We start from the raw sequence: 22,365 nt of genomic DNA, 5'->3' as shown, positions 1-22,365 counted from the left end.
GTTGACGTCGGAGGGGTTGGAGGGTCAGGCGGCCGGTCCGTCGAGATCGAGCTCGATCAGGGCAAGGGCATCGGCGACTTCCTGCGACAGCTCGTCCGCGGGCCCGTAGACCAGACACAGGTCCTCGTGGAGGGGAGTGAGGATCAACTGCGCCTCAGGTGCCTCGCCCTGGGCCAGCAACAGCATGCCGATGTCCCGGCGCAGCTCGACCGCCTCGTCGCTCACGTCTCCGTCAACGGCCCGGACGACGTCCAGGACCGCGCGCAGCGCCACCAGCGCGTCGGTCGCCTGGCCCAGCTCGGCGCGGCACCGAGCAGCCTGGGCCCGGCACGCACGGGCCTGCGCACTGCTGGGGCCACCGGTACGCGCGTACCCGTCGGCCAGGGCGTCGAACTCGGGCAGGGCCGCCCGGTAGTCGCCGCCGAGCAGCTGGATCGCGGCGCGTTGGGTACGGAGCTCCAGTACCTTCCCGCTCTCAGCACCGAGCGCACGCGCGGCCGGCTCGATGACCTCGCTCAGCACCTCGGCGGCCTGGGCGAACCGCTCCTCGTCCAGCAGCGCGTCGGAGTGCGCGTACGCCTCCGCGATCTCCTCGCGCAACTGCGCGGGCACGGCGACGGTGGCCGGCTGTGCGGCCGCCGGATCGACCGTGGTGGGCACGGGCCGCCCTGCACCGGCGCGGGCACGTGGCGCGTACGGCTGACGGAAGATCGCGGTCGGATCCGGCGCTCCCTGCGGTCCTGCCTCACCGGGAGCGGGCCCCGTGCCGGGCGCGGGCAGGAAGTACCGAAGCCGCTCGTACACCTCCTGCACATCGGCGGGTCGCGCCTCCGGAGCCTTGAGTAGCAGGTGCAGGACCAGCGCCTCCAGAGACTCCGGCACATCCGGTCGCAACAGGCGCAACGGGGTCGGAGCGGCGTTCACATGCTGGTACATCACCAGGTACTCGCTGTCGGCGGTGAACAGGGCCCGTCCGCTGAGCAGTTCGTACAACACGCAGCCCAGCGCGTACAGATCGGTCTGAGGACTGATGCGCCCGCCGCGGACCTGCTCCGGTGCCATGTACTGGTAGGTGCCGATAGGGCTGCCGGTCGCGGTGAGCTTGGTGACGTCCGTGCGCAGGATCGCCGCGATTCCGAAGTCGAGGACTTTCACCGTCCCGTCCCGGGCGACCAGGATGTTGGACGGCTTGAGGTCGCGGTGGATCACCGGCACGTCGTGGGCGTGCGACAGCACGGTGGCGACCTGCGCGGCGACGGCGACCGCCCAGCTGACGGGCAGCGGATGATCCGGGTGGATGTACGGACAGGGGGATGCCGTCGACGAGCTCCATGACGAGGAAGAGCCGCTTGAAGGTGTCGTCCAGCACCGCGTCGTACACCTGCGGCACGCCGGGGTGCTGGATGCGCGCGGTGATGCGCGCCTCGCGCTTGAACCGCTTGGCGAACTCCTCGGCCAGCTGCGGTGAACCGGCGACGGCCTGCCGCCGGACCACCTTCACGGCGACGGGCCGGTCCAGCACGGCGTCGTAACCACGCCATACGTCTCCCATACCGCCGCTGTTGAGCTCCTCCAGGAGCTCGTACCGTCCGGCGATCGGTTGGTCCGGCACCTTGCCCCCGTGTGTGCGTGTGCTGGCCTAGGCGCGTTACGTGGAGCGTCGGCCTTGGCATAGTTGGGGTCAAGTCTCTCCGGCGTGGCGATCTCGGTCCAGCCGTGCAGAAGGATGGGTGGTCACGCCGTCGGTTTCAGGTCAGCAAACGCGGCACCGGCCTCATAGACTCGCGTCAGCTTTCCAGTTGGGTTGCTCGATCTCGCAGCTCTTCCGCCATGTCGTCCCAGTCGGGGCCGAAGGAGAACAGGTCGGCTGCCGCTTCGCGTAGCAGTTCGGCATCATCCGGGCGCTGCAAGCAGACAAGCCGGTAAGCGAGATTGCGGGCCCATACCGGCATCGCCATCCAGTCCTCTGCCAGCACCTCATGCACAGCGGAGAGGATGTCTTCGGGTGCAGCGAAGGTAATTCTTTCGATGAAATCGCGCACGGGATCAGGGATCTTCGAGGTGTTTTCCTCGTGCGTCGATTTGATCAATTCATGGGTCAATCGAGTCAGGTCGGACATGAGCCTATTTCTTTAGGGATTGAGCCAGTATGTAGCCACACGGTACACGTTGTCGGGTGTTTGGGAAACGCGATACCCAATACTGTGCCCGTCTATCTTCATTGCCCCGTCCAGCGGTCCGGTGAACCCAGGGCCTACGCGGGGTATAACTCCTCCGTTTTCTATGTGGGCGTAGACGGAGTCAACGATTCCCTGCTCGATCTGGTCGGGCGTCAGGCCGGTGGTTCGCAGATCGTTCGGCACTCCGTTGGCGCCTGCGTGAGCGCGATCAAAACCATGGCCGGTATTGAACTGCCACTCGTCGTTGCCGACTGTGGCTGAACGCTTGAGGTCCTGACCTTCTCCCTTCGTCTTACCGTAAGCGACTTTTTTGCACTCCGAAGGCATCAGGCCCAGAGGGTCGCAAGCGGTGTGGGGGTTGCTGACGTATGCAGAAGGATTTGGGGCGGCGCCCAGGCCGAGAGGGTCTGGCGAAGCATATCTTCCTGTATCCGGTTCGTAATGCCGGTGGAAGTTATAATAAAGTCCGGTTTCGGGGTCGCAATATTGACCTGGAAAGCGAAGCGGTGTGTGGGCGGTGCTTTTTTTCGCCCACGTAGTGGAGCCCCAGAGCGTGGCGCGGCTGTGCCAGGCGACAGTTCCTTCCTCGTCGACGAGTTGGGTGGGGGTGCCCAGCAGGTCGGTGATCATGCCAAAGAAGCGCGAGTCGATATCGTGCTGGTCCGCGTCAGCGGTGGTTATGCGCTCGGTTTGCGTAAGGGGGCTGAGTCCTCGGTGATTCCAGGTGAGAGTGACGGGATTTGGTATGTTTTCTGCGCGTGTGGTTTGTTCGCAGAGGGTAGTGCCGTCCCAGGTGAAGTCGACTTGTTCGACAACGGTCTCCTGGTCGGCAGCCAGGCACTGCTTGTTGATTCGGCGGCCGAGCGGATCGTAGTGGTAGCGCCAGAGAGTGCCGTCCGGGGTGACGACCGAGGTGAGTCGGTCCTCGGCGTCCCAGGTGTATCGCCAGACGTCCGGCCTGCGTGACAGGCGAGTCTTCTGGCGCAGGGTGATACGCCCCGAGGCATCGTGTTCGTAGCGAATCGCGCCGGCGCGGGTGACGCGGGTTCCTTTGTAGGTGCGCGGTCCTCGTGCAAAGGCTCCCGGGTGAGCGTCGGGCCAGTCGGCGTCGGTCTGGTTGCCGGCAGTGTCGTAAGCGTAGGACTCCGACCAGGCGGCGGCACGGACCGAGGCGACACGGCCGGTGGCGTCGAGGCCGTAGTGGTGGGTGCCGTGCAGACGGTCGTCGATGCGAGTGACGAAGCCGTCACGGCGGTAGGTGTACGCGCGTCGTTGGACCACGCGGTCCGCGGGGCCGTTGATGGTCTGAGCAGCGAGGCGGCCAACGGTGTCGTAGGCGTTGGTGAAGGCCGTTTCACCCAGGCGGCGAGAGGCTTCGCGACCGACCGCGTCGTACGTGAACGTGAGGGTATGTCCGTGGGTCCTGAGGGCCGTCGGGTTGCCCACCACGTCATACGTCCACGTGCTCTCCGTGCCGGTGGGTGTCGTCCGGCTCGTGCGGCGCCCCAGCTTGTCGTAGCTGTGCCTGAGCACGCGGTCGTTGACGGCTTCCGAGATCAGCCGTCCCTGTCGGTCGCGCAGCAGCAGCAGGGTTGCGTCGTCGTTGCTGACCCGGGCCAGTTGGTCGGTGAAGTCGTACTCGTATGTCGTGGCCTTGCCGTCGGCGTCCTTGCGGAGAATCTGGCCGAGTTCGTTGCGCTCGAAGGTGATTGTCTGATCGAGGGGGCTGGTGCGGGAGGCCAGACGGCCGACGGGGTCGTGGGCGTAGAGCTGGACGCGGTCGTCGAAGTCGGTCTCGCGGATCAGGCAGCCGACAGCGTCGTATTCATATGTCCAGGTCAAGCGCTGAGGGTTGGTGACCTGGGTGAGGCGAAGGGCGGTGTCGTGCTTGAACTCGTAGCGGACGCCGTCGGGGCCGGTGCGGGCGGCCAGCAGGTCGAAGTGGGCGTAGTCGAAGCGGGTGACACCGCCGATCTGGTCGGTGTGGGTGGTGCAGTTGCCTTCGCCGTCGTATGTCCAGGACTCTTCGCTGCCGTCGGCATCGATACGGCGAGCGAGTCTCCCCTCCGTGGTCCAGGTGAACCGAGTGGCAGCCCTCAGTGCGTTGGTGATCGAGACCGGGCGGCCGAAGGCATCGCGTTCGTAGCGTGTCATCGCGCCCAGCGGGTCGGTGATTACGGCGGGCAGGCCTGCAGCGTCACATCGTACTGTTGTGCGGTTTCCAAGAGCGTCGGTCAGGGATGTGAGGTGTCCTGCTTCGTCGTATGTGTAGGCCGCCGTCGCGTCAGAGGCATCGGTGACCGACGTGCGGTTGCCGTGCGCATCGTAGGTCTGTCGGGTGACCGTCCCGTCTGCCCCTTTGACTCGTACCGGTAGGCCCAGGGTGTTGTACTCGGCGGTTAGCTCTCGCCCATCCGGGCGGATCACCGAGGTCAGGCGGCCGTGCTCGTCATATGTGGAGCAGGTGATGTGCCCGAGGGGGTCCGTGACAGACAGGAGCCGGTGGTAGCGGTCGTGCTCGAATCTGGTGATCGCGCCCAAGGCGTTGATCTCAGTGATGACCTGGGAGCGGTCGTTGATCACGTATCGGGTGGTGTGGCCGAGGCTGTCGGTCATGGTCGTCGTGCGCAGGCCGGTGTCTGGGTCGGTGTCGTCCCAGGTGAAATGGGCTTCGAGGTGGCCGTTGGTGCCGGTCTGGTAGACGCAGCGGTCGTGTTCGTCGTAGACGTATTCGTACCGACTGCCGTTGGTGTCGGTCCAGGCGGTGATGCGGCCCAGCTCGTCGCAGTCGAAGCGCAGGGGCTTGCCCGATGAGTTGGTGACCGCGGTGAGGTGGCCGTCGGTGTAGCCGTAGCGCAGGATCTCCTGATCGGTGCCGTCGGGGCCGGCGCCCGCCAGGTGCAGGGCGGTGACCCTGCCTCCGGCGGTGGTGAGTTTCAGGTGATAGCCGCCGTGGTGCACGATCGAGGTCGGGGCTCCTGCCTCGTCGTGCTCGAAGGCGATCCAGCGGCCGTTGCGGTCGTCGATCTGGGCCAGGAGCGCCAGGCCTCCGGTGGGCTGGTCGACGAAGTGCCGGACCTGGCCGGTTTCCGGGTCGGTGACGGTGTAGCCGTCGGCCACCCGTTCAAGGGGCCAGCGCCGACCGTGCGTGGGCATGACGGGGACACCGGGTGCGGGGTGCGGGTAGGCGAGCAGACTGCCTTCGTTGCAGCTGAAGACCACGCCTTCCGCGTCGATCTCCAGCCGTTGGTCGACGGCGCTGGACCAGCCGGTGCCGAACCAGCGTCCGGCCCGGTGCGAGGAGTCGAATACGCGCTCGAAGACCAGGGGTAGTGAGCCCGGCAGCACGATGTCGGTCTGCGGGAGCAGCATGCGCCCGGTCGCGACGTCGATGGGATCACCGGCGCACTTGACCTTGCTGCATTGCTGCCCGTGGGAGTCAGGATTGTCTTCGTGGCCTCGGCGGTTGGGGCTCTTGGGGCGTTCGGCGAGGTCTTTCGTCCCGGCCCGTAGGCCGCCCTTGATCAGGCCCCCGCCTTTGGTACCGATGAGTTCGGGGACGAGCCGGCCGAGGAATTCGGAGGGGTCTCCCTTGGCCGCGTCCCAGGCGTTCTTCAGCGCGCGGTCGGGGTTGGCGACGGTGGAGGTGAGGCCGGCGAGCGTCATGTTGACGCCTTTGTAGTACTCGGCCGGGTGCGTCAGGTTGTACGGATCCTGAGGATTGACCGACCGGACGAAGTTCACCAGCCCCGCGGTGCCCTTGATGACACCACCACCGAAGTGCGCCAGCTCCATACCCTGGCCGACCCCATAGTCGAACAGCTCCTGCTTCGCCCGGTCCATTCCGGTCGGTTCCTTCGGAGCGTGCGCCATCGCGGCCGTGATCGCACCCTTCGCGGCCTCGCCGGCGTCGTCACGCGCCCGCCGGGCCCGCTGGAGGATCTCCTGCGCGTGCCGGCGCTTGGCTGCGCCCGGGTCGGAAAACGTCCCCGGATGGGGAAGAGGATGGTCGGTGTGACGGACCGCGTTGTACGCGTCCGCCTTCTCCTTGAACGCGGCCGCCGCGGTCTCGTAGTCCTGCTTGCCCTCTTTGTAGAGAGCTATCGCCTCAACGGCCTTGGCCTGCGCGCTGGTGACCGTCCCTGCGTACGTCTCCAAGGCCTTCGCTGCGTCCTCGAACGCGTCCGCCGCGCGCAGCCAGTCCGTGGGCAGCGTCTGGAACTTGGCCCGGAAGGCGTCGGCGGCCTCACCCTTCCAGTGACCGGAATCCAGCTTCTTCATCCCGCCGCCGACGAGATCGAACGCCTTCTGGAAATCGCGGAGATTCTTCACCGCCGCGCTGATCTTCTCCGGACGGCCATGGATCAGCTCGTCCGCTTCCTCGGTCTGGCCGAGCTGCTGTTCCCCGACGTGGGCCCCCAGCGAGGAGGCGGTCTCGTCGCCCCAGTCCTCGACCTTGTCCGCCCACTCGTCGGCACCGACCTTCTCCAGACCCGAGCCGAGCACATCGGTGCCCTTGTCGATGCCGGTGCCGACGATTTCCTTGCCTTTGTCGACCAGGTCGCCCGCCCCGTCGTACAGAGCGTCGCCCCACTTCCCCCAGTCTGGCATCAGCGACTCTCCCCCCACCGCGGCTGCTCAGCCTGATCGATCGTCTCCTGCGACGGATCCAAGTGCTCCTTCAGCCGCTCATCCACCTCCGAGCGCAACGACGGGTCCACCAGCCCGTTGCGTTCCATCGAGTCGAGCGCCGCGTCCTCCACGTCGTAGGCGGTGTCCTTCCAGGTCTGCTTCACCTCGGCATGGGCGGCGTCCCACGACTCGCTGCTGTAGTCCGGGTTGTCCCAGGCGGACTGGGTACTGACCGTGTCCCAGCTCATGCCCTTGACCTCGTCCTCGGACGCGTGCGGGTTCCCGTTCAGGGAGTTCACGCCGATCTTGATCGAGTCCTTGACGTACTGCTCCTGCTCCGCGTAAGAGCCCGCCGACAGCCCGACACCGAGAGCGAATCCGTTGCCCTTCTGCGTCAGGGCCCGCACACCCCATTCCCAGCGGTTGCAGAACGTCTCGAACTCGGACGTCAGTCCGCCATGCCCCAACTCAAGTGCCGATAAGGCAAGATCCGAAAACCCCCGCCCCGTCGTTGCTTCCCCGATCATGCCGAGCTCCTTCAGCTCCGCATGCGCCAGATCGATCCCCTTCGCGATCTCTGCCAGAGCCTCCGGTGGCACCCGAAGATTCGCGTTCTCCCCGCTCACTGCATCCCCCCGAGATCCACCGCGACCGCGTCCGGCACGATGCCCGCCACCGGCGGGAACAACATTCCGTCCGCACTGCCCGCGTCCAGCGCCACCCCGCCCGGACCCGGCAGCAACGGCACCATCACATCCAGCAACCGCGCACCCAGAACAGCCTGATACGTCCACTCCCGCCCGGCATCCCCACGGGCCGACGCGAACCGGGCCAACGCCTCCTCGTCCGAGAAGGCACAGATCCAGCGCACGCCGTTCTGCTCCGCCGACCACAGGTCCCCGGCCTCGTCCAGCGGGACCAGCACCGCCGTACGCCGGAACTCACCCAGCAGCACTGCAAACTCTCGGCGGGCCGTACGCAACTGCTGCTGTTCGGCCTCTGCCGACGCCACAGCGGGCCCCCGCTTGTGAGGCGGCCCCGAAAGATCATCCAGGTCCGCGAGCCGCGAACGCCTGTACTGCTGCTCCGGTATCCCGTCCCCACCCGTGGTCATGCGTAGGATCATCACACGCGCGGATTTTCGAGTGCAACGTGACATCGCCTACTGGCCGGAATCCTTCTGCTAGGCATGCGGGGAGACGTCCAGGACCGCCCACACCGTCTTGCCCGGTCCATCCGCGCGGGGATACCAGCCCCAACGGCCGGCCAGGGCGGCGACCAACAAGAGGCCACGGCCGCCCTCTTGGTCAGGTGAGGCCAGGATGGCGCAAGTGGACAGGCGGTCGCCCCGGGTGTCGGTGACCTCGATGCGGATGGCCGTGCCCTCGGCGGTGAGGCGGAGCCGGAAGTCGCGGCCGGACACGTGACCGTGGCGCACCGCGTTGCTGCTGAGCTCGGCGACGACCAGCAGCAACGCATCGTGCGCGTCGCTCCCGTACGGGATGCCCCAGGCGTCGAGGCGTTCACCCGCCAGCCCCCTGGCGAGCCGGGCTCCCCGCGGCGTGGAGCTGAATCGCATCGTGAAGTCATGCCAGGGGAATCGCGTGTGCGAGGCGCGCGTCGGTCGTACGGGCAGAAGCGGAGGCTTGTCGGTCATTCCTCCACACTGACGAACTATCACCACGCGTCACCAGAGGTTACGCGCTGTCATGCGCCGGATGTACGCGACGAGAACCAGCCCGTACGCAGAAGGGGCAGGCGGGATGCCCGAGGACAGCCGCGCTCGGGCCTACCCTGCGCCTGAGGTCTCGGCCTCGGAACCGGTCGGAACCGTCGAGCTCGCCTCGGTGCTCTCGCTCTCGCCGTCCGCCTCGATGGCCGTACGGCGACGCTGTCGCAGTGCGTCGCGTTCCGCGTCCGGGATCGCCATCGACTCAGCGAGCACGGCGGCCAACGCGTCCACCCGCGTCCCGGCCGTGTCGGCGTGGAAGAGCCAACGGATGTTCTCGTCCCGCGTGATGAGGTCGACTGCCCGACGCGCGCCCTTGTCCTGGACGGTCCCTGCACGGACGTATCGCACCTGGTCGATCGCGATGTCCGCGCGGATCTCGGCTTGTTCGAGGAACGCGCCGGCCTTGGCCGTGATGATGCGGCGATCCGTGATGGCGACCAGGGTGCTTGCAGCGGCCTTGTCCCTTGCTGCTGCCAACTTCTCCTTGGCCCCGCTGAAGATCGCGGACACGGGGCCGAGAGCGTCGAGCTGATCGGCGAGGCCGAGGACGCGGAGGGCCTCGCCGTCATCGAGGAGCCATCGCAGGATGCGGAGGTACGGATCGAGAACCTGCGACTCGGGTGCGCAGACGACGCCCGGAGCGACGAGGGGCGGGGCCGGCGGGCGGAGAGCATCGGCAAGAGGCACGATCGCCTCCAGCAGGCGGGCAGCGGTCTGACGGGCTGCCTTCGAGTCCTTCCGCTTCCCGGGCAGGGGCAACGTGTCGCGTCCGGGGAGCTCGGCGATAATGCGTAGTTCGCGAGTGAGGGAGGCGATGAGGCTCGTCGACTCGGCGAGGGACGAGTCGAACTCCGCTCGGGTGTCGCGCGCGATGACCTCGGCGTACTGAGCCTCGGCCGCGTCTTCGCGCCCTGCAGCTCGCGACCTCGCGGCGCGCAGCGCGTGATATCCGGTCCATGCCTTGAGGGCGGACAGGAGGGCGTAGGCGTCGAAGGCAATCGCCTCGGCGTTCGTCTGCAGGTATTCGTGGTGGCTGCGTGCGTCGGCCTGGTTCATCTGCTTGACGTGGTCGCCGACGTTTCCTCGGTAGAGCTCAAGCTGCTTCTGCAGCAGCGCCCCATTGCCCGCGACGTCGTCCCACAGGGACGTCGGGACTGATTCGATCTCTCGCGCCTGGCCGACCGCGCGATCGATGGCGGCGACGAGCCCTGTCAGTTCGGCCCACTGGTCCTTGCGGATGGCGGTGAGAACCTGGCTCGTCACCGCGAGGTTGGTCCTGACGAGGCCCGAGACCTCGCTCAGCATCATCTGAAGACCGATCATGGCCAGGGCCGGCCCGATCGAGGCAGCGGTCTGTGCCTTGCTCACCGCATTCACGGAGTAGAAGCGTGCCTGATGCAGGAAGCGGCCAGGAAACATCACCGTTCCGAGGTTCCCGCCGTCCTTGACGGCCAGCGTCGCGCCGCTCTTCAGCAGGGCCTGTGCCGTGTTGCCGATCCGGTAGAGCCCCTGCATGCTCGCGAAGGCGTTCCCGAGGTTCCCGGCCACGGTCGCCGCGTTGCCGAGGGAGGCGAGGACCGCGGAGATCTGCTTGAGGTCGGCAGCAGGCACGATTCCGAAGTCGATCAGATCGGGCTTGAGTTCTGTCGGGATGTCACCACAGACGACTGCCACCCCCGGAAGGACCTCCGCGATGACCGTCGACGTGGGCGTCATGTCGACATCGGGGCCCGGCGCCGGACCGTCCATCGCAGGTGAGTCGGCGGCATCGCTCCGGCTGATCCCCTCAGGCTCGGGTATCTCCGTCGAGTCCGAAGGGTCCTGCATGCGATCTCCTCCTGCGGGGACGCCCAAAGGCCGGACGTCGTCGGCGTTCACGGTCGGATTCTATGGCTCGACACCCTGCGGTTCAGCGTGAATGCGCCGAGTTGATCGTGGAGGGTCAGGGCAGGCGGGTCAGGTGGCGCAGCTGTGCGACCAGTGCGTGGACGTCGCGTTCGGCGGGTGGAGCGGCGGGCTTCTCCGGCGGGGTGGTGCGGCAGGGGCGGCAGAGGCCGTCGGGGAGCGCTTCGGGTGCGCCGGGGCGGCCGCATTCGGTGCACTCCGCCAGGAGGCGGCGCTTCGGGGTGGCGGCCATGGCAGGGATCGGGCTGCCGGCTACGTGCGGCGGCAGCTTGTCGATGAGGCGGCGGCGTACGAGGCCGACGGGGGAGCCGACCTGGGCCGGGAGGCCTGCGGTGAGGGCCTGGGTGAGGTAGTCGGCATCCACCCCGCGTGCGAACCAGTCGGCGGCCAAGGGCTCCAGGGTGCGGCAGTCGGCTGCGGAGAGTGCCAGGCGCGTGTCACGGCAACCGAGTTGGGCCAGGGCGAGGTATGCGGGGGAGGCGGCGACCGCGGGTGTCACCGAGGTGCGCTGCATCGGCATGGTGGGTGATGCGGGCGCGGGAGCAGGCGGGGCCGGGGGCGCGGTGGGTTCGGGTGCGGTGGTGGGTGTTGAGGTCGACCGCAGAGGGGCGCCAGGTGGCGGGGGAGCAGGTGTCGCTTCCGGCGTGGAGCGGCTGCCCTCGGTGGCCAGAAATGTGTCCCACCACTCGTTGTCACGGGCGGTCCGGGACCAGTAGGTGCGGGACACCCAGCGGACCTGGTCCCGCTCACCGGCCAGGCAGCGCACGCGCCGCAGGTGCCCCGCCACTCCGAGGGCCTTCAGGGCGCTGGAGACGGCCATCTGGCCGTACAGGGGCAGGTGTCTGGCCAAGGACTTGATGTCCATCGCCGCGCCTTCGGGGAGCCGGTCGACGTATCCGGCGATGTATCGCTCGCGCTCCGGCATAAGGGCGAAGTCATCGGACCGGGGTGCGCGTTGGCCTGACGCGGTTCGTTTGCCGTAGCCGGGGCGGGCTTTGGGGTACGGGCGCGAGGGTGCGGCTGCGGGGAGGGCAGGGCTAGGGTGCTCGGTAGCCACGAGATCGTCCGTTTCGATCTTGGGGTGAGACCCCGGCCTGGTGTTTGCTCACCGCGTCGGGGTCGCTTCGCTGGGGGCACCGTAAGCAGTCGTGACGACGTGCTGCAAGCTGATCACTTTTAGTAATATCAGCTGGCCGTGACGGGGTGGGGAGGGCGGGGAGGTTTCCCCAAAACCCTTCTTTCACCTACCGGGTGGACAACATCGCTCGAATCCCGGAGCCCGCGTCCCGGCTCTCGTGTCCCGAAGCTCAAGCGTCGGGTCCGGCCTCTGAGGGCGTCCCCCCAACGAGTGAACGCCCCGACCCCGGCGCTCGAAGCTCGCCGCCCGAGTCCTGAGCTCTCCTGTAGCCCTTGCCCACGCACTGCTCGCCGCGTCACACCAATGGCTTGTTCTCTCACCCGCTGTTGAGATCGACCCGGTGCAGCCCTGAAGATGGCTGGATAGACAGGGAACGGGGGCACGCTGTGCTGCGGAGCGGAGACGGCCTGACCGTCGGTGCGCCATGAGGCAGCGCATGCAGCTCGCGCTTCAGGTGATGTTGGTGCTGGTCGCGAGCCTGTTCGGCATCGTCACCAACTACGCCACCGGAGCTGACGAAGCCCCCTGGTTGTTACAGGTCATCCAGAAGGCATCCGTCCCCGCGATCGGTGTGCTGGTCGTCGCGATGGTGGTGGGCCAGGTCGTGGTGTACCGATTGGAGAATCCGGCGCCACCGCAGGTCGACTGGCCACGTGACCGGGTCCCCTACCCCGGACTGGACGCCTTCGCGGAGGACGAAGCGGCTGTGTACTTCGGCCGGGAGGCCTTAGCCGCCGAGTTGACCCGCAGGCTGCACACATCCCCGGACAGGCCGACCGACCGCTTCCTCGTGCTCGTCGGCGCATCCGGGAGCGGAAAGTCCTCCCTGGTCAGGGCTGGTGTCATGCCTCGCCTGCGAGAGCGCCGTTGGACGCTGATCCCCGCCTTCACTCCGGGGACGAGCCCGCTGGGCGCGATGGCCGCGGCCATCGCAGCCGCAGGTGGAGGACAGGAACCTGCGGGGGCAGTCCTGCGGCGTCTGCGGCAGGGCCCCACTGCGCTGAGGGCCGAACTGACCCGCCTGCGAGGCGGCCGGTTCCGACGCGTGCTGCTGGTGGTGGACCAGTTCGAAGAGGTCGTCACTCTTGCCGGTGACCGGGAACGCGCCCAGTTCCTCGACGCGCTCCGCCTCTGCGTGGAGCAGGACCCGAGTGTCCGCGTTCTCGCCACCCTGCGGGTGGACTTCCTCGCTCGGCTCCTGGCCACGGGCCACGCCGAGCTCTGCCAACACCCCGTCACCGTCGGCGCGCTCGGCAGGGGCCAGTTCGCGCAAGTCGTGGAGAGCCCGGCCGCACTGGTGGACCTTTCCTTCGCACCGGGCGTGGTCGAGGCCATCGTCGATGACGCCGGCACGGATGACGCCCTGCCGCTGCTCGCCTACCTCCTCCAGGAGCTCTACTTCGCCTCCGGGCCGGGCGGGACCGTCACCGAGGAGCTGTACCGCGACCTGGGCGGCGTGGCAGGCGCCCTTGCGCGGCAGGCGGACCACACGGTGTCCGAGCTCGATCACGCCGACGGAATCGCCTTCGTCCTGCGCGTCCTCCTCCGGTTCGTGACCGTCCAGGGTCAGGAAGTCGCCCGCAAGCGCGTTCCGCTGTCCGAGCTCACTGACCGGGAACGGTGCGTCGTGGACGCCTTCATCGACGCACGCCTGTTGATGTCCGACGCGGCAGGGGACGGCACCCCCGGCCAGGAGGAGCCCTACGCACAGGTGACACACGAGGCGCTGTTTCGCCAGTGGGCCCCGCTCCGCCAGGAGGTCGAGTCACGCGTGGACCAACTGCGCGAGCGCGCAGAGCTGGAGCGGTGGGCCGACGACTGGGAACGCTCCGGCCGCAGTGACGACTACCTCCTCACCGGGGAGCGGCTCTCCCTGGCCCAACGCAGGCTAACCGGGCTGGAGGAGTCAGGCATCGCGTCCGAGCCGGTTCGTGTGCTGGTGCAGTCGTCGCAGCGGCGCGACCTGGCCTTCCTCCGTCGAGTGTCGGACAGCATCGGCCAGTACGCGCTCGGAAGCGCGGAGACGCACCCGGAGCGGGCAGTACTGCTGTCCCTGGCAGCGCTCTGCGAATGCACGCCGACTCCCTCGGCCCGCCGCGGCCTCATGGCGGCGCTTGCGGCGAGCCACCTCCGTACGCGCGTGGATGCGCACACGGACACCGTCCGGCACATCGCCTGGTCACCGGACGGCCGACGGCTGGCCACCGCGTCACGTGACGGCAGCGCCCGCGTCCTGGATGCCCGGTCCGGGCAGTCGCTGCTCGTCCTGCCGTCCGACGGGGCGATGGTCGAGTCGGTCGCATGGTCCCCGGACTCCGCGTACGTCGCGACGGCGGGGCGAGAACGTGTCGTGCGTATCTGGGACGCCGCCTCGGGCGGGTCCGTCCGGCTGCTGGCCGGAGCCACGGACATCATGAGACAGGTGGCCTGGTCACCTGACGGACGGTACGTCGCCGCCAGTTCGAAGGACTGTGTTGTACGCGTGTGGGAGGCCGGGGCGGGGAGCCTCGCGCAGGTTCTGGAGGGGCACCGGAACGACGTGTGGGGCGTCACATGGTCGCCGGACAGCACGCGCCTCGCCTCGGCATCGCACGACCAGACGGCCCGCGTGTGGGACCTTGCCACCGGTGCCGCCGATGTCGTGCTGGAAGGCCATACGGACTTCGTCGAAGGGATCGCCTGGTCGCCGGATGGGCTCTCCCTCGCCACGGGCAGCGGAGACCACACCGCCCGCATCTGGGACGCCCGGACCGGTGCCCTGCGGCTGCTGCTTCGCGGCCACACCGACTACGTGTGGAATCTGGCCTGGTCCCCGGACAGCAGGGCCCTCGCCTCCGCGTCCTCCGACCACACCGTGCGCCTCGTCAGCGCCCAGGACGCTAAGGTCCTGGCCGTGCTGCGGGGTCACAGTGACACGGTCTGGGGCGTGACCTGGTCGCCCACCGGCGCCCAGCTCGCCACCAGCTCGACCGACGGTTCGGCGATCGTGTGGGACCTGCGGCCCCGAGGAGCGGAGGTCGTCGCGGCCGACGGCCACCGCGGCCCGGTGAACCAGGCATCCTGGTCCGCCGACGAACAGCGGATTGCCACCGCCGGCGACGACGCGACCGTACGCCGCTGGACTTCCGGGGACGGGACCCCCGCGGGGGAGCCGCTGAGGCTCGACGACCGGGTCTGGAGCGTGGCGTGGTCACCGCTTCCCCAGGACGGCAGGATCGCGCTCAGCACGAACGACGGTCTCTTCCGCATCGTGGAGGACACCGGTGCCGTGCTGGTCGAGCAACGGGGGGAGGTCGTCGAGTCGTGCACCTGGTCACCCGACTGCCGCCGCGTCGCCACCGGCGGGCACGACGGCATCGTGCGCGTACGGGACGCGGACACCGGCACCGAGCTCACTTCTCTGGCCGGCCACCAGGACTGGGTCGGCCGCATCGCCTGGTCACCGGGCGGGCGACTCCTCGCCAGCGCATCGGACGACCGCACCTGCCGCCTCTGGGACGTCGCGGAGAGCCGCCAGCTCACTGTCCTGCGAGGCCACGACAACTACGTCGACGACGTCGCATGGTCCCCGGACGAACAACGGATCGCCACGGCCTCCGGCGACTGGACGGTGGCGGTGTGGGAGGTCGCCACGGGCCGCCGCACGGAGGTGCTCAAGGGCCACGAGGGGCGCGTCCGCTGCGTAGCCTGGTCACCCGACGGCCGATTCATCGCCAGTGGCTCGGACGACCGGACGGTACGTGTCTGGAGCGCCGACACCTTCGAGGAGGTCGCCGTCGTGGGCGTCCACCAGGACAAGGTCTCGTCGGTCGCCTGGTCCCGGGACAGCACCCGGCTGCTCACCGCCTCGTTCGACGGCACAGCCCGCATCTGGTCCGCGGACCCCGACTACGACCAGCTTGAAGCCTATGCCCGGGGGCGTGTCTTCCGGACCCTCGACGAGGACGAACGGCGACGGCACCTGCTGCCTTTGGCAGGGGCGTAGACGGCACGTCGGCTCAGTACCACTCCTCCACCGTCCGCTCCTCGGTGCTGACGAGGTAGTCGTCCGGATCGAGATCCATCGACTTGCGGGCCGGCGAGTCCCAGTACATCGCGTTGCGCTCGGCGAACGTCTCCGGGCCCTCGTAGGAGATCAGCCAGACGAACTGGTTGTGCTCCCGGTCGACCCAAGCGCCGCCGATCGCGAACCCCAATTCAAGCCGCAGCGGCAGGATGTCGGCCTTCCACCGCTGCGCCCACTCGTCCAGCAGGCCTTCGCGGACGGTGTAGGTGCGGAGCTGGGTGGTCTTGGCCATGAGGGGTGTCCTCTCGCAGGTCGACTCGGTGCGCCACTGCAGAGGCTAAGTGCTCCACGGGTGGCGGGGATGGATGAGCGTCGGCCCGCTTGTACCCACTCTTTGGAGGGATCTACCGCGAGCACTGTGCGGGCGTGCGAGCAGGTAACCATGGTGCCCGAGCGGGACGAGACAAGGCGGGAGCGGTGGCTTGGGGGCCGCGGTCGTGGGTGACGTCGTCCTGTCGGTTGAGCTGCGAAGTGCTGTCTGCTGTGTGACGGTTGGGCGCGACGGACGTGGTGCCTGTGCGTACGGGGACAGGCCGTGGCGGATGACGCAGGACGAGATCCATGCGGGCGTGGGTACGGAGGAGGGCGCGGAGCGCTCGTCGGGCGCCTCCGCCCAGCCGGAGGGCAAGGCGGAGAACGGGGTTGCGGTCGCATTCGGGAGGCAGTTGAAGCTGCTGCGGGCGAGGACAGGCCTGGACCGGGTGGAGTTCGGCAAGCGGGTGGCCGCTTGGTTCGACTTACAGCCGCCACTCCTCGGCCAGCAGCCCCAGCAGTTCGACCTGCCGCTTCTCCAAGTGTTCCGGCGTCCAGGTGACCTGCCCCAATACCTGTGTGGTCAGAGGGAACGTAACGACGCCCCGCCTGAGGTACCGCTCCTTCTTCTCCGCGAAGTCGAGGTTCTGGACCTGGGAGTTCTTCGTGCGGCTGAGCAGCACCAGGTTGGCGAGCCTGTGCGTCCACTCCTTGCGCTGGTCCACGGTGAAGTCCGCGCGCCACTGTGACTGGGGTCCCGGGTTCTGCGGGAGCACGTGCTCGACGGTGATGCGCGGGGCGTCGTACGTGGCCACGATGTCGTCCTCGGCCACCAACTCATCCAGCCGGAGCAGGATGAAGCGGCGCGTCCTCAGCTCGTAGTACACATCGCCGTCGAGACGGGCCAGAGTCTCGGTCCGCTCGGCCTCCGTGAGCTGGAAGGCAGGGGCCTCCAGGCCGAGGCCGGCGTTGAGCTCGGTCAGCAGCTCGGCGAAACGGAGCACTCGCGGAGTGGTGTAGATGCGCCGGACGAACATGCTGGCTGCGAGGCGTTCCAGCAACCGGAAGAACGAACCAAGCCATACGGGACCGTCCCCGTGGGACCGAAGCGCCCACAGCGCGGCCGGCCACCAGTCGTTGTTGTCGAGCTGCAGCAGCCGGCGGAACCACGCATTGACCTGTGGCGATCCGTCTCCGGCCGCGTACGTCTTGTCGCGAATCATCGCGGACGCCTCGGCGTAGGGGACGAGTACCTCGTCGACGAATTCCTTGGCCCGTCCTCCCTTGTAGTCGACGAGGACCTGCGTCTGGAACTCCTTGAGCAGCTCCTGCCGTGCTCGCTCGCCGGAGAAGATCATGCGGATGTGCATGAAGAGGTCGGAGAATTCCTCGCGGCCGAGGCTTTCCTCCGCATCCTCCCACCGCCTGGCGTAGGTCTCCGAGACCTGTTCGTCGATCTCGCCGATGATCTGCGCCTTGAAGATGTCGGCAGGCGAAAGATCAAGGCCTCGGGAGTTCATGACGCTGAAGATCCGGTGGGCACTGTCCAGATCCGGGGTGCTGACGGCGACGAGGAAGGTCTGGACGCCCATCAACGTGCACAGGGCGAGACGCTGATCGTCGGTCCAGGCGGACAAGGCAGTGTGGAGAGCCCGGGCGTTGGCCTGTACGGCCCTCTGTGCGTCGGTTCTCAGGTTATGGGGGTTCAGTTCCAGGAGGGTCTTGATGGAACCGGAAGTCTGGATGTGCTGGTGGAAGAAGCCGGCGTCCCGGGGGCGCAGGGTGAGTCGGGGTTTGGCCTTCAGGCCGAGAACGGTGTTCCCGGGCTCCGAAATCATTGCCACCAGGTTGGTCACCACATCGGGCTGCTGTGCCAGGTCGCGCATGACGGCCAGCAGGATGGTCAGGGTCGTCAGCCTCTGCTGACCGTCGATGACGTCGGCCTCGGCGGCGCGACTGTCCTTGACGAGCACCAAGGAGCCGAGGAAGTAGGGCTCCCCGTCGCCCCGTAGAAGCGCTTCCTCGAGGTCGGCGAGGAGCTGCTGGGCCTGCTCGGCCTGCCATGCGTACGGGCGCTGGTAGTCCGGAATCCGGAAGTCGTAGTCACTGCAGAAGACCTTGTGCAGGGGTAATTCCCGCGCTTCGAGCTGAGCCATGACTACGATCCTTGCTCACCGGAGGCCGACTTCGCAGCCAAGTGCGGCAAGGCGCGGCTGAGCAGGCACTGGTGTGGGATGTATCGGCCGGAGAGCAGCCGCGTCAGGGTGATGCCGGAGAGCTGCGGACCCCCGAATAGCAGGGACGATGGCGCTCTCGGTCGCGAACGCGCGGCTCATGGGACGCCCGGTCCATGGGGGCAGGCATCTGGCTCTCCGGGTCGGAGCCGGGCTGGAACGTTCGCCTGGTCGTCGGCCACTGCCCCCGCCCCGCAGTCGCAGCCGCAGCTGTGAGTCGCCCCACAGGAAATACCCGTTCGGATCACTGTGTGCCGTGGCACAATGACCGTGTACCAGTAGCAGCGCACTCCGGGGTCGGTGTAATTCCGAACCGGCGGTTATAGTCCGCGACCCGTCCGCATCCAGCGGCCGGTTGACCAGGTGAGATTCCTGGACCGACGGTGAAAGTCCGGATGGGAGGCAGTGCGCGGCGGGCCGTCACAGGTACGCCGCCGTAGGCGGATGCGTTCCGGGGACTCCCGGGGCGATCACATCCGTGTCTTCGGTTTTCGGCGTTCCCCTGTTGCGTTCCGTTACCTCTGTCGTCATCGACAGGCCCCGGAGTCCGTGCCCGAAGAGGCAGGAGGACCCGGTGGCCACCGCAGCCGAAAGAACCGCCATGCGGCGGGCGATCACGCTCGCAGCCCGCGGACTCGGCGCCACCAGCCCCAACCCGGTCGTCGGATGCGTCATCCTCGACGCCGCCGGCGAAGTGGCCGGCGAGGGCTTCCACCAGCGTGCCGGAGGGCCGCACGCCGAGATCCACGCCCTGCGCGAGGCCGGCGAGCGGGCCCGGGGCGGCACCGCCTGCGTCACCCTCGAACCCTGCAACCACACCGGCCGCACCGGACCCTGCGCCCAGGCGCTCATCGAGGCCGGCGTCCGCCGTGTCGTCTACGCGGTGGGCGACCCGAACCCGCAGGCCACCGGCGGTGCGGACACCCTGCGTGCCGCGGGCGTGCAGGTGGAGCGGGGCCTCCTCGCCGACGAGGCGGAGGCCGGCAACGCCGCCTGGCTCACCTCGGTCCGCCTCGGCCGCCCGTACGTCCTGTGGAAGTACGCGGCGACCCTCGACGGCCGGATCGCCGCCGCCGACGCCACCAGCCGCTGGATCACGTCTCCCGAGGCACGTGCCGACGTCCACCGGCTGCGCGCCGAGGCCGACGCCGTGGTGGTCGGCTCCGGCACCGCCCGCGCCGACGACCCGCAGCTGGGGGTACGCGGCATCGAGGGCGCCGTCCAGCCGCTCCGGGTGGTCGTCGACACCGGCGCCACCGCCGTCCGGCCCGGCGCCCGGGTCCTCGACGCTTCCGCGCCCACCCTGATCGCGGTCGCCGACGACGCCGAGGCCGGTCACCTCCCCCCGGACGCCGTGCTGCGCCTGCCGCGTGCCGCCGCCGGGCCCGGCCTGGATATCGACGCGCTGCTCGGCGCCCTGCACGACCGGGGCATCCGTTCCGTACTCCTGGAGGGCGGGCCGGTCCTGGCCGGCTCCTTCGTCTCCGCGGGAAGGGTCGACAGGGTCGTCGGCTACCTCGCCCCGGTTCTCCTCGGCGCGGGCCCCGCGGCCCTCGCCGACGCCGGAATCTCCACCATCTCCCAGGCGTTGCGCCTCGATGTGACCGAGACCGTGCGTGTCGGCCCCGATCTGCGCATCACCGCCGTCCCCGTTCCTCCTCGGAAGGGAAACTGAGTGTTCACCGGAATTGTCGAAGAACTGGGTGAGGTCACCGCCGTCGAGAGGCTCGACGACGCCTCGCGCTTCCGGCTGCGCGGTCCCGTGGTGACCGAGGGCGCCAAACACGGTGATTCCATCGCCGTCAACGGCGTCTGCCTCACCGTCGTGGACCTCGGGGACGGCGAATTCACCGCCGACGTCATGGCCGAGACGCTCGGCCGCTCCAGCCTCGGCGCCCTGGCGCCCGGCTCGCGGGTCAACCTGGAGCGCCCTATGGCCCTCGGCGGCCGTCTCGGCGGGCACATCGTCCAGGGCCACGTGGACGGCACGGGCCGCATCATCGAGCGCGAGGTCTCCGAGCACTGGGAGATCGTCAAGATCTCCCTGCCCGACGGCCTGACCCGCTACGTGGTGGAGAAGGGCTCGATCACCGTCGACGGCGTGAGCCTGACCGTGGTCGACGCCGGCCCCGACCACTTCACCATCAGCCTCATCCCCACCACCCTCGCGCTGACCACGCTCGGTATCAAGAAGCCCGGCGACCCGGTCAACCTCGAGGTGGACGTCCTCGCCAAGTACGTCGAGCGCCTGCTCGGCCACGGGGTCGCGCCGCAGTCCGGGGGGCCGGTCGCATGAACGCTCTGGACTGGCTGAACTCGGAGGCGTTCACCGCCTTCGGCCAGCACATCATCTGGTCGGACATGATCGGCAACACGATCGGTCTGATCGCCCTGGCGCTGGGCTGGCTCCGCTCGGTCTGGACCTGGCCCGCCCAGCTCCTCTCCGGCGTGGTCCTGATCGCCGCCAACGTCTCCGTGCAGCAGGCGGGCAGCGTCGGCAAACAGCTGATCGTCGTCGCCGTCGCCGTATGGGGCTGGCAGCAGTGGACCCGCGGCAGGCAGCAGGCGCAGGACGGGTCCATCGCCGTGCGCTTCGCGACCTGGCGTGAGCGCGGGTACCTGGTCGGCGGCGCCGTACTCGGCACGCTCGCGGTCGGCGGACTGTTCACCGCCTTCCCGTCGCTCTCCTGGAGCCCCTGGGCGGACGCCTACATCTTCGCCGGCACCCTCGTGGCGATGATCGCCCAGGCGCGCGGGATGGTCGAGTTCTGGTTCGCCTGGCTGCTCGTCGACCTCGTCGGCGTACCGCTCAACTTCCACAGCGGCCTCGCCTTCTCCGGTCTCATCTACGTCGTCTACGGCGCCCTGGTCCTGTGGGGCATGCGCGACTGGTGGCTGCGTACGCGGACACCCGCTCTGGAAGGAGCAACGGCATGACTGCCCAGCCCACCTGGTTGCACGACCGTTCCGTCGAGGACCTCGCGCTCGACCCCGTCGAACAGGCGGTCCGCGACATCGCCGCCGGACGGCCCGTCGTGGTCGTCGACGACGAGGACCGGGAGAACGAGGGCGACCTCGTCATCGCCGCCGAGAAGGCGACCCCCGAGATCATCGCCTTCATGATGAGCGAGTGCCGTGGTCTGATCTGCGCGCCCATGGAGAACGACGAGCTGGAACGCCTCGAACTCCCGCAGATGGTCACGGACAACACGGAGTCGATGCAGACGGCCTTCACCGTCTCCGTGGACGCCTCCGCGGCGCACGGAGTGACCACCGGCATCTCGGCGGCCGACCGGGCGGCCACGCTCAGGCTGCTGGCGGGCGGCAAGGCGGGCCCCGGCGACTTCGTACGCCCCGGCCACATCTTCCCGCTCCGCGCCCGCGCCGGAGGGGTCCTCGTCCGCAACGGCCACACCGAGGCCGCCGTCGACCTGGCCAGGCTCGCCGGACTGCGTCCCGCGGGTGCCATCGTCGAGATCGCCGGCGAGGACGGCGTGATGCTGCGACTCCCGGAACTCGTCCCGTTCGCCCGCAAGCACGGCCTCACGATCATCTCCATCAAGGACCTGATCGCCTACCGCCGCAGCTCCGAGCCCACCGTGCGCCGTGAGGCCGAGGTCCGGCTGCCCACGGCCTTCGGCCCGTTCACCGCCTACGGCTACCGCTCCGTCGTCGACGGGGTCGAGCACGTGGCACTCGTCCACGGTGACATCGGCGACGGTCGCGACGTCCTCGTCCGGGTGCACTCCGAATGCCTCACCGGGGACATCTTCCAGTCCCAGCGCTGTGACTGCGGCCCCCAGCTCCACACGTCGATGGAACGCGTCACGGCCGAGGGGCGCGGGGTCGTCGTCTATCTGCGAGGCCACGAGGGCCGCGGCATCGGGCTGCTGTCCAAGATGCGCGCGTACGAACTCCAGGAGCGCGGATCCGACACCCTCGACGCCAACCTCGAACTCGGACTGCCCGCCGACGCCCGGGACTACGCGGCGGGTGCCCAGATCCTGCGGGACCTCGGCGTGCGCACCCTGCGCCTGATGACCAACAACCCGGACAAGACGGCCGCGCTCGTGCGGCACGGCCTCGAGATCACCGGGCGTGAGCCCATGCCCGTCCAGGCAGGGGAGCACAACCTGCGGTACCTGCGCACCAAGCGGGACCGGATGGGGCACGACCTGCCCTGGCTCGACGCCTCGGCGTCGGCCTGCGGCAACCAGTAAGCACCG

The 22,365-nt window shown here is 68.6% G+C and carries 14 protein-coding genes, 1 pseudogene and 1 riboswitch; of the genes and pseudogenes, 5 read left to right on the top strand and 10 right to left on the bottom strand.

From position 1 onward, the window contains the following. Positions 1–24 precede the first annotated feature (24 nt). The 8 genes and pseudogenes from ACHFIV_RS19755 to ACHFIV_RS19720 form a co-directional block, all read right to left on the bottom strand. Positions 25–1,552: pseudogene (locus ACHFIV_RS19755) on the bottom strand (serine/threonine-protein kinase). A 235-nt stretch (positions 1,553–1,787) separates the two neighbouring features. Beyond that, the gene (locus tag ACHFIV_RS19750; protein ID WP_398970581.1) at positions 1,788–2,120 is read right to left on the bottom strand and encodes a hypothetical protein; all 333 of its coding nucleotides are present in this window, start codon (positions 2,118–2,120) and stop codon (positions 1,788–1,790) included. Positions 2,121–2,132: 12 nt separating this feature from the next. Then, a complete protein-coding gene (locus ACHFIV_RS19745; protein WP_398970578.1) occupies positions 2,133–6,791 on the bottom strand; it encodes a putative T7SS-secreted protein in 4,659 nt (1,552 codons plus the stop codon). Continuing rightward, the gene (locus ACHFIV_RS19740) at positions 6,791–7,438 is read right to left on the bottom strand and encodes a hypothetical protein (protein WP_398970575.1); all 648 of its coding nucleotides are present in this window, start codon (positions 7,436–7,438) and stop codon (positions 6,791–6,793) included. The genes ACHFIV_RS19745 and ACHFIV_RS19740 overlap by 1 nt, the downstream gene beginning before the upstream one ends. Continuing rightward, positions 7,435–7,926, bottom strand: coding sequence for an SseB family protein (locus tag ACHFIV_RS19735; protein ID WP_398970573.1), 492 nt, complete (start codon positions 7,924–7,926; stop codon positions 7,435–7,437). The genes ACHFIV_RS19740 and ACHFIV_RS19735 overlap by 4 nt, the downstream gene beginning before the upstream one ends. A 69-nt stretch (positions 7,927–7,995) precedes the next feature. After that, a complete protein-coding gene (locus ACHFIV_RS19730; protein ID WP_398970570.1) occupies positions 7,996–8,469 on the bottom strand; it encodes an ATP-binding protein in 474 nt (157 codons plus the stop codon). A 132-nt stretch (positions 8,470–8,601) separates the two neighbouring features. Then, positions 8,602–10,371 (bottom strand): hypothetical protein, encoded by a 1,770-nt coding sequence (locus ACHFIV_RS19725; RefSeq protein WP_398970567.1) that lies wholly within the window; start codon positions 10,369–10,371, stop codon positions 8,602–8,604. Positions 10,372–10,486: 115 nt separating this feature from the next. Beyond that, positions 10,487–11,506 (bottom strand): MarR family transcriptional regulator, encoded by a 1,020-nt coding sequence (locus ACHFIV_RS19720; RefSeq protein ID WP_398970564.1) that lies wholly within the window; start codon positions 11,504–11,506, stop codon positions 10,487–10,489. Positions 11,507–12,023: 517 nt separating this feature from the next. Here ACHFIV_RS19720 and ACHFIV_RS19715 point away from each other — a divergent pair. Beyond that, positions 12,024–15,572 carry an nSTAND1 domain-containing NTPase gene (locus tag ACHFIV_RS19715; RefSeq protein ID WP_398970561.1) on the top strand — a complete coding sequence of 1,183 codons (3,549 nt, stop codon included), beginning with the start codon at positions 12,024–12,026 and terminating at the stop codon, positions 15,570–15,572. A 13-nt stretch (positions 15,573–15,585) separates the two neighbouring features. Here the strand turns inward: ACHFIV_RS19715 and ACHFIV_RS19710 are convergent, their stop codons facing one another. Next, positions 15,586–15,885, bottom strand: coding sequence for an NIPSNAP family protein (locus ACHFIV_RS19710; protein ID WP_398970558.1), 300 nt, complete (start codon positions 15,883–15,885; stop codon positions 15,586–15,588). Between the two features lie 505 nt (positions 15,886–16,390). Then, positions 16,391–18,061, bottom strand: a complete 1,671-nt coding sequence (locus tag ACHFIV_RS19705) for a DUF262 domain-containing protein (RefSeq protein WP_398970555.1) — start codon at positions 18,059–18,061, stop codon at positions 16,391–16,393. A 360-nt stretch (positions 18,062–18,421) separates the two neighbouring features. After that, positions 18,422–18,552, top strand: a riboswitch (FMN riboswitch). A gap of 161 nt (positions 18,553–18,713) precedes the next feature. Between ACHFIV_RS19705 and ribD the strand changes: the two genes are divergently transcribed. Genes ribD through ACHFIV_RS19685 form a run of 4 tightly spaced genes read left to right on the top strand, consistent with a single transcriptional unit; the run spans position 18,714 to position 22,359 of the window. Further along, positions 18,714–19,814, top strand: coding sequence for a bifunctional diaminohydroxyphosphoribosylaminopyrimidine deaminase/5-amino-6-(5-phosphoribosylamino)uracil reductase RibD (ribD, locus tag ACHFIV_RS19700; protein WP_398970552.1), 1,101 nt, complete (start codon positions 18,714–18,716; stop codon positions 19,812–19,814). After that, positions 19,815–20,435 carry a riboflavin synthase gene (locus ACHFIV_RS19695; protein ID WP_398970549.1) on the top strand — a complete coding sequence of 207 codons (621 nt, stop codon included), beginning with the start codon at positions 19,815–19,817 and terminating at the stop codon, positions 20,433–20,435. After that, a complete protein-coding gene (locus tag ACHFIV_RS19690; protein WP_398970546.1) occupies positions 20,432–21,076 on the top strand; it encodes a nicotinamide riboside transporter PnuC in 645 nt (214 codons plus the stop codon). The genes ACHFIV_RS19695 and ACHFIV_RS19690 overlap by 4 nt, the downstream gene beginning before the upstream one ends. After that, the gene (locus tag ACHFIV_RS19685; protein WP_398970543.1) at positions 21,073–22,359 is read left to right on the top strand and encodes a bifunctional 3,4-dihydroxy-2-butanone-4-phosphate synthase/GTP cyclohydrolase II; all 1,287 of its coding nucleotides are present in this window, start codon (positions 21,073–21,075) and stop codon (positions 22,357–22,359) included. The genes ACHFIV_RS19690 and ACHFIV_RS19685 overlap by 4 nt, the downstream gene beginning before the upstream one ends. Positions 22,360–22,365: the final 6 nt, after the last annotated feature.

Source organism: Streptomyces sp. ALB3 (genome assembly GCF_044385685.1).
Taxonomy (GTDB): domain Bacteria; phylum Actinomycetota; class Actinomycetes; order Streptomycetales; family Streptomycetaceae; genus Streptomyces.
The sequence above is the reverse complement of the archived record's forward strand: the minus strand, read 5'-3'. Positions and strand labels throughout refer to the sequence as shown.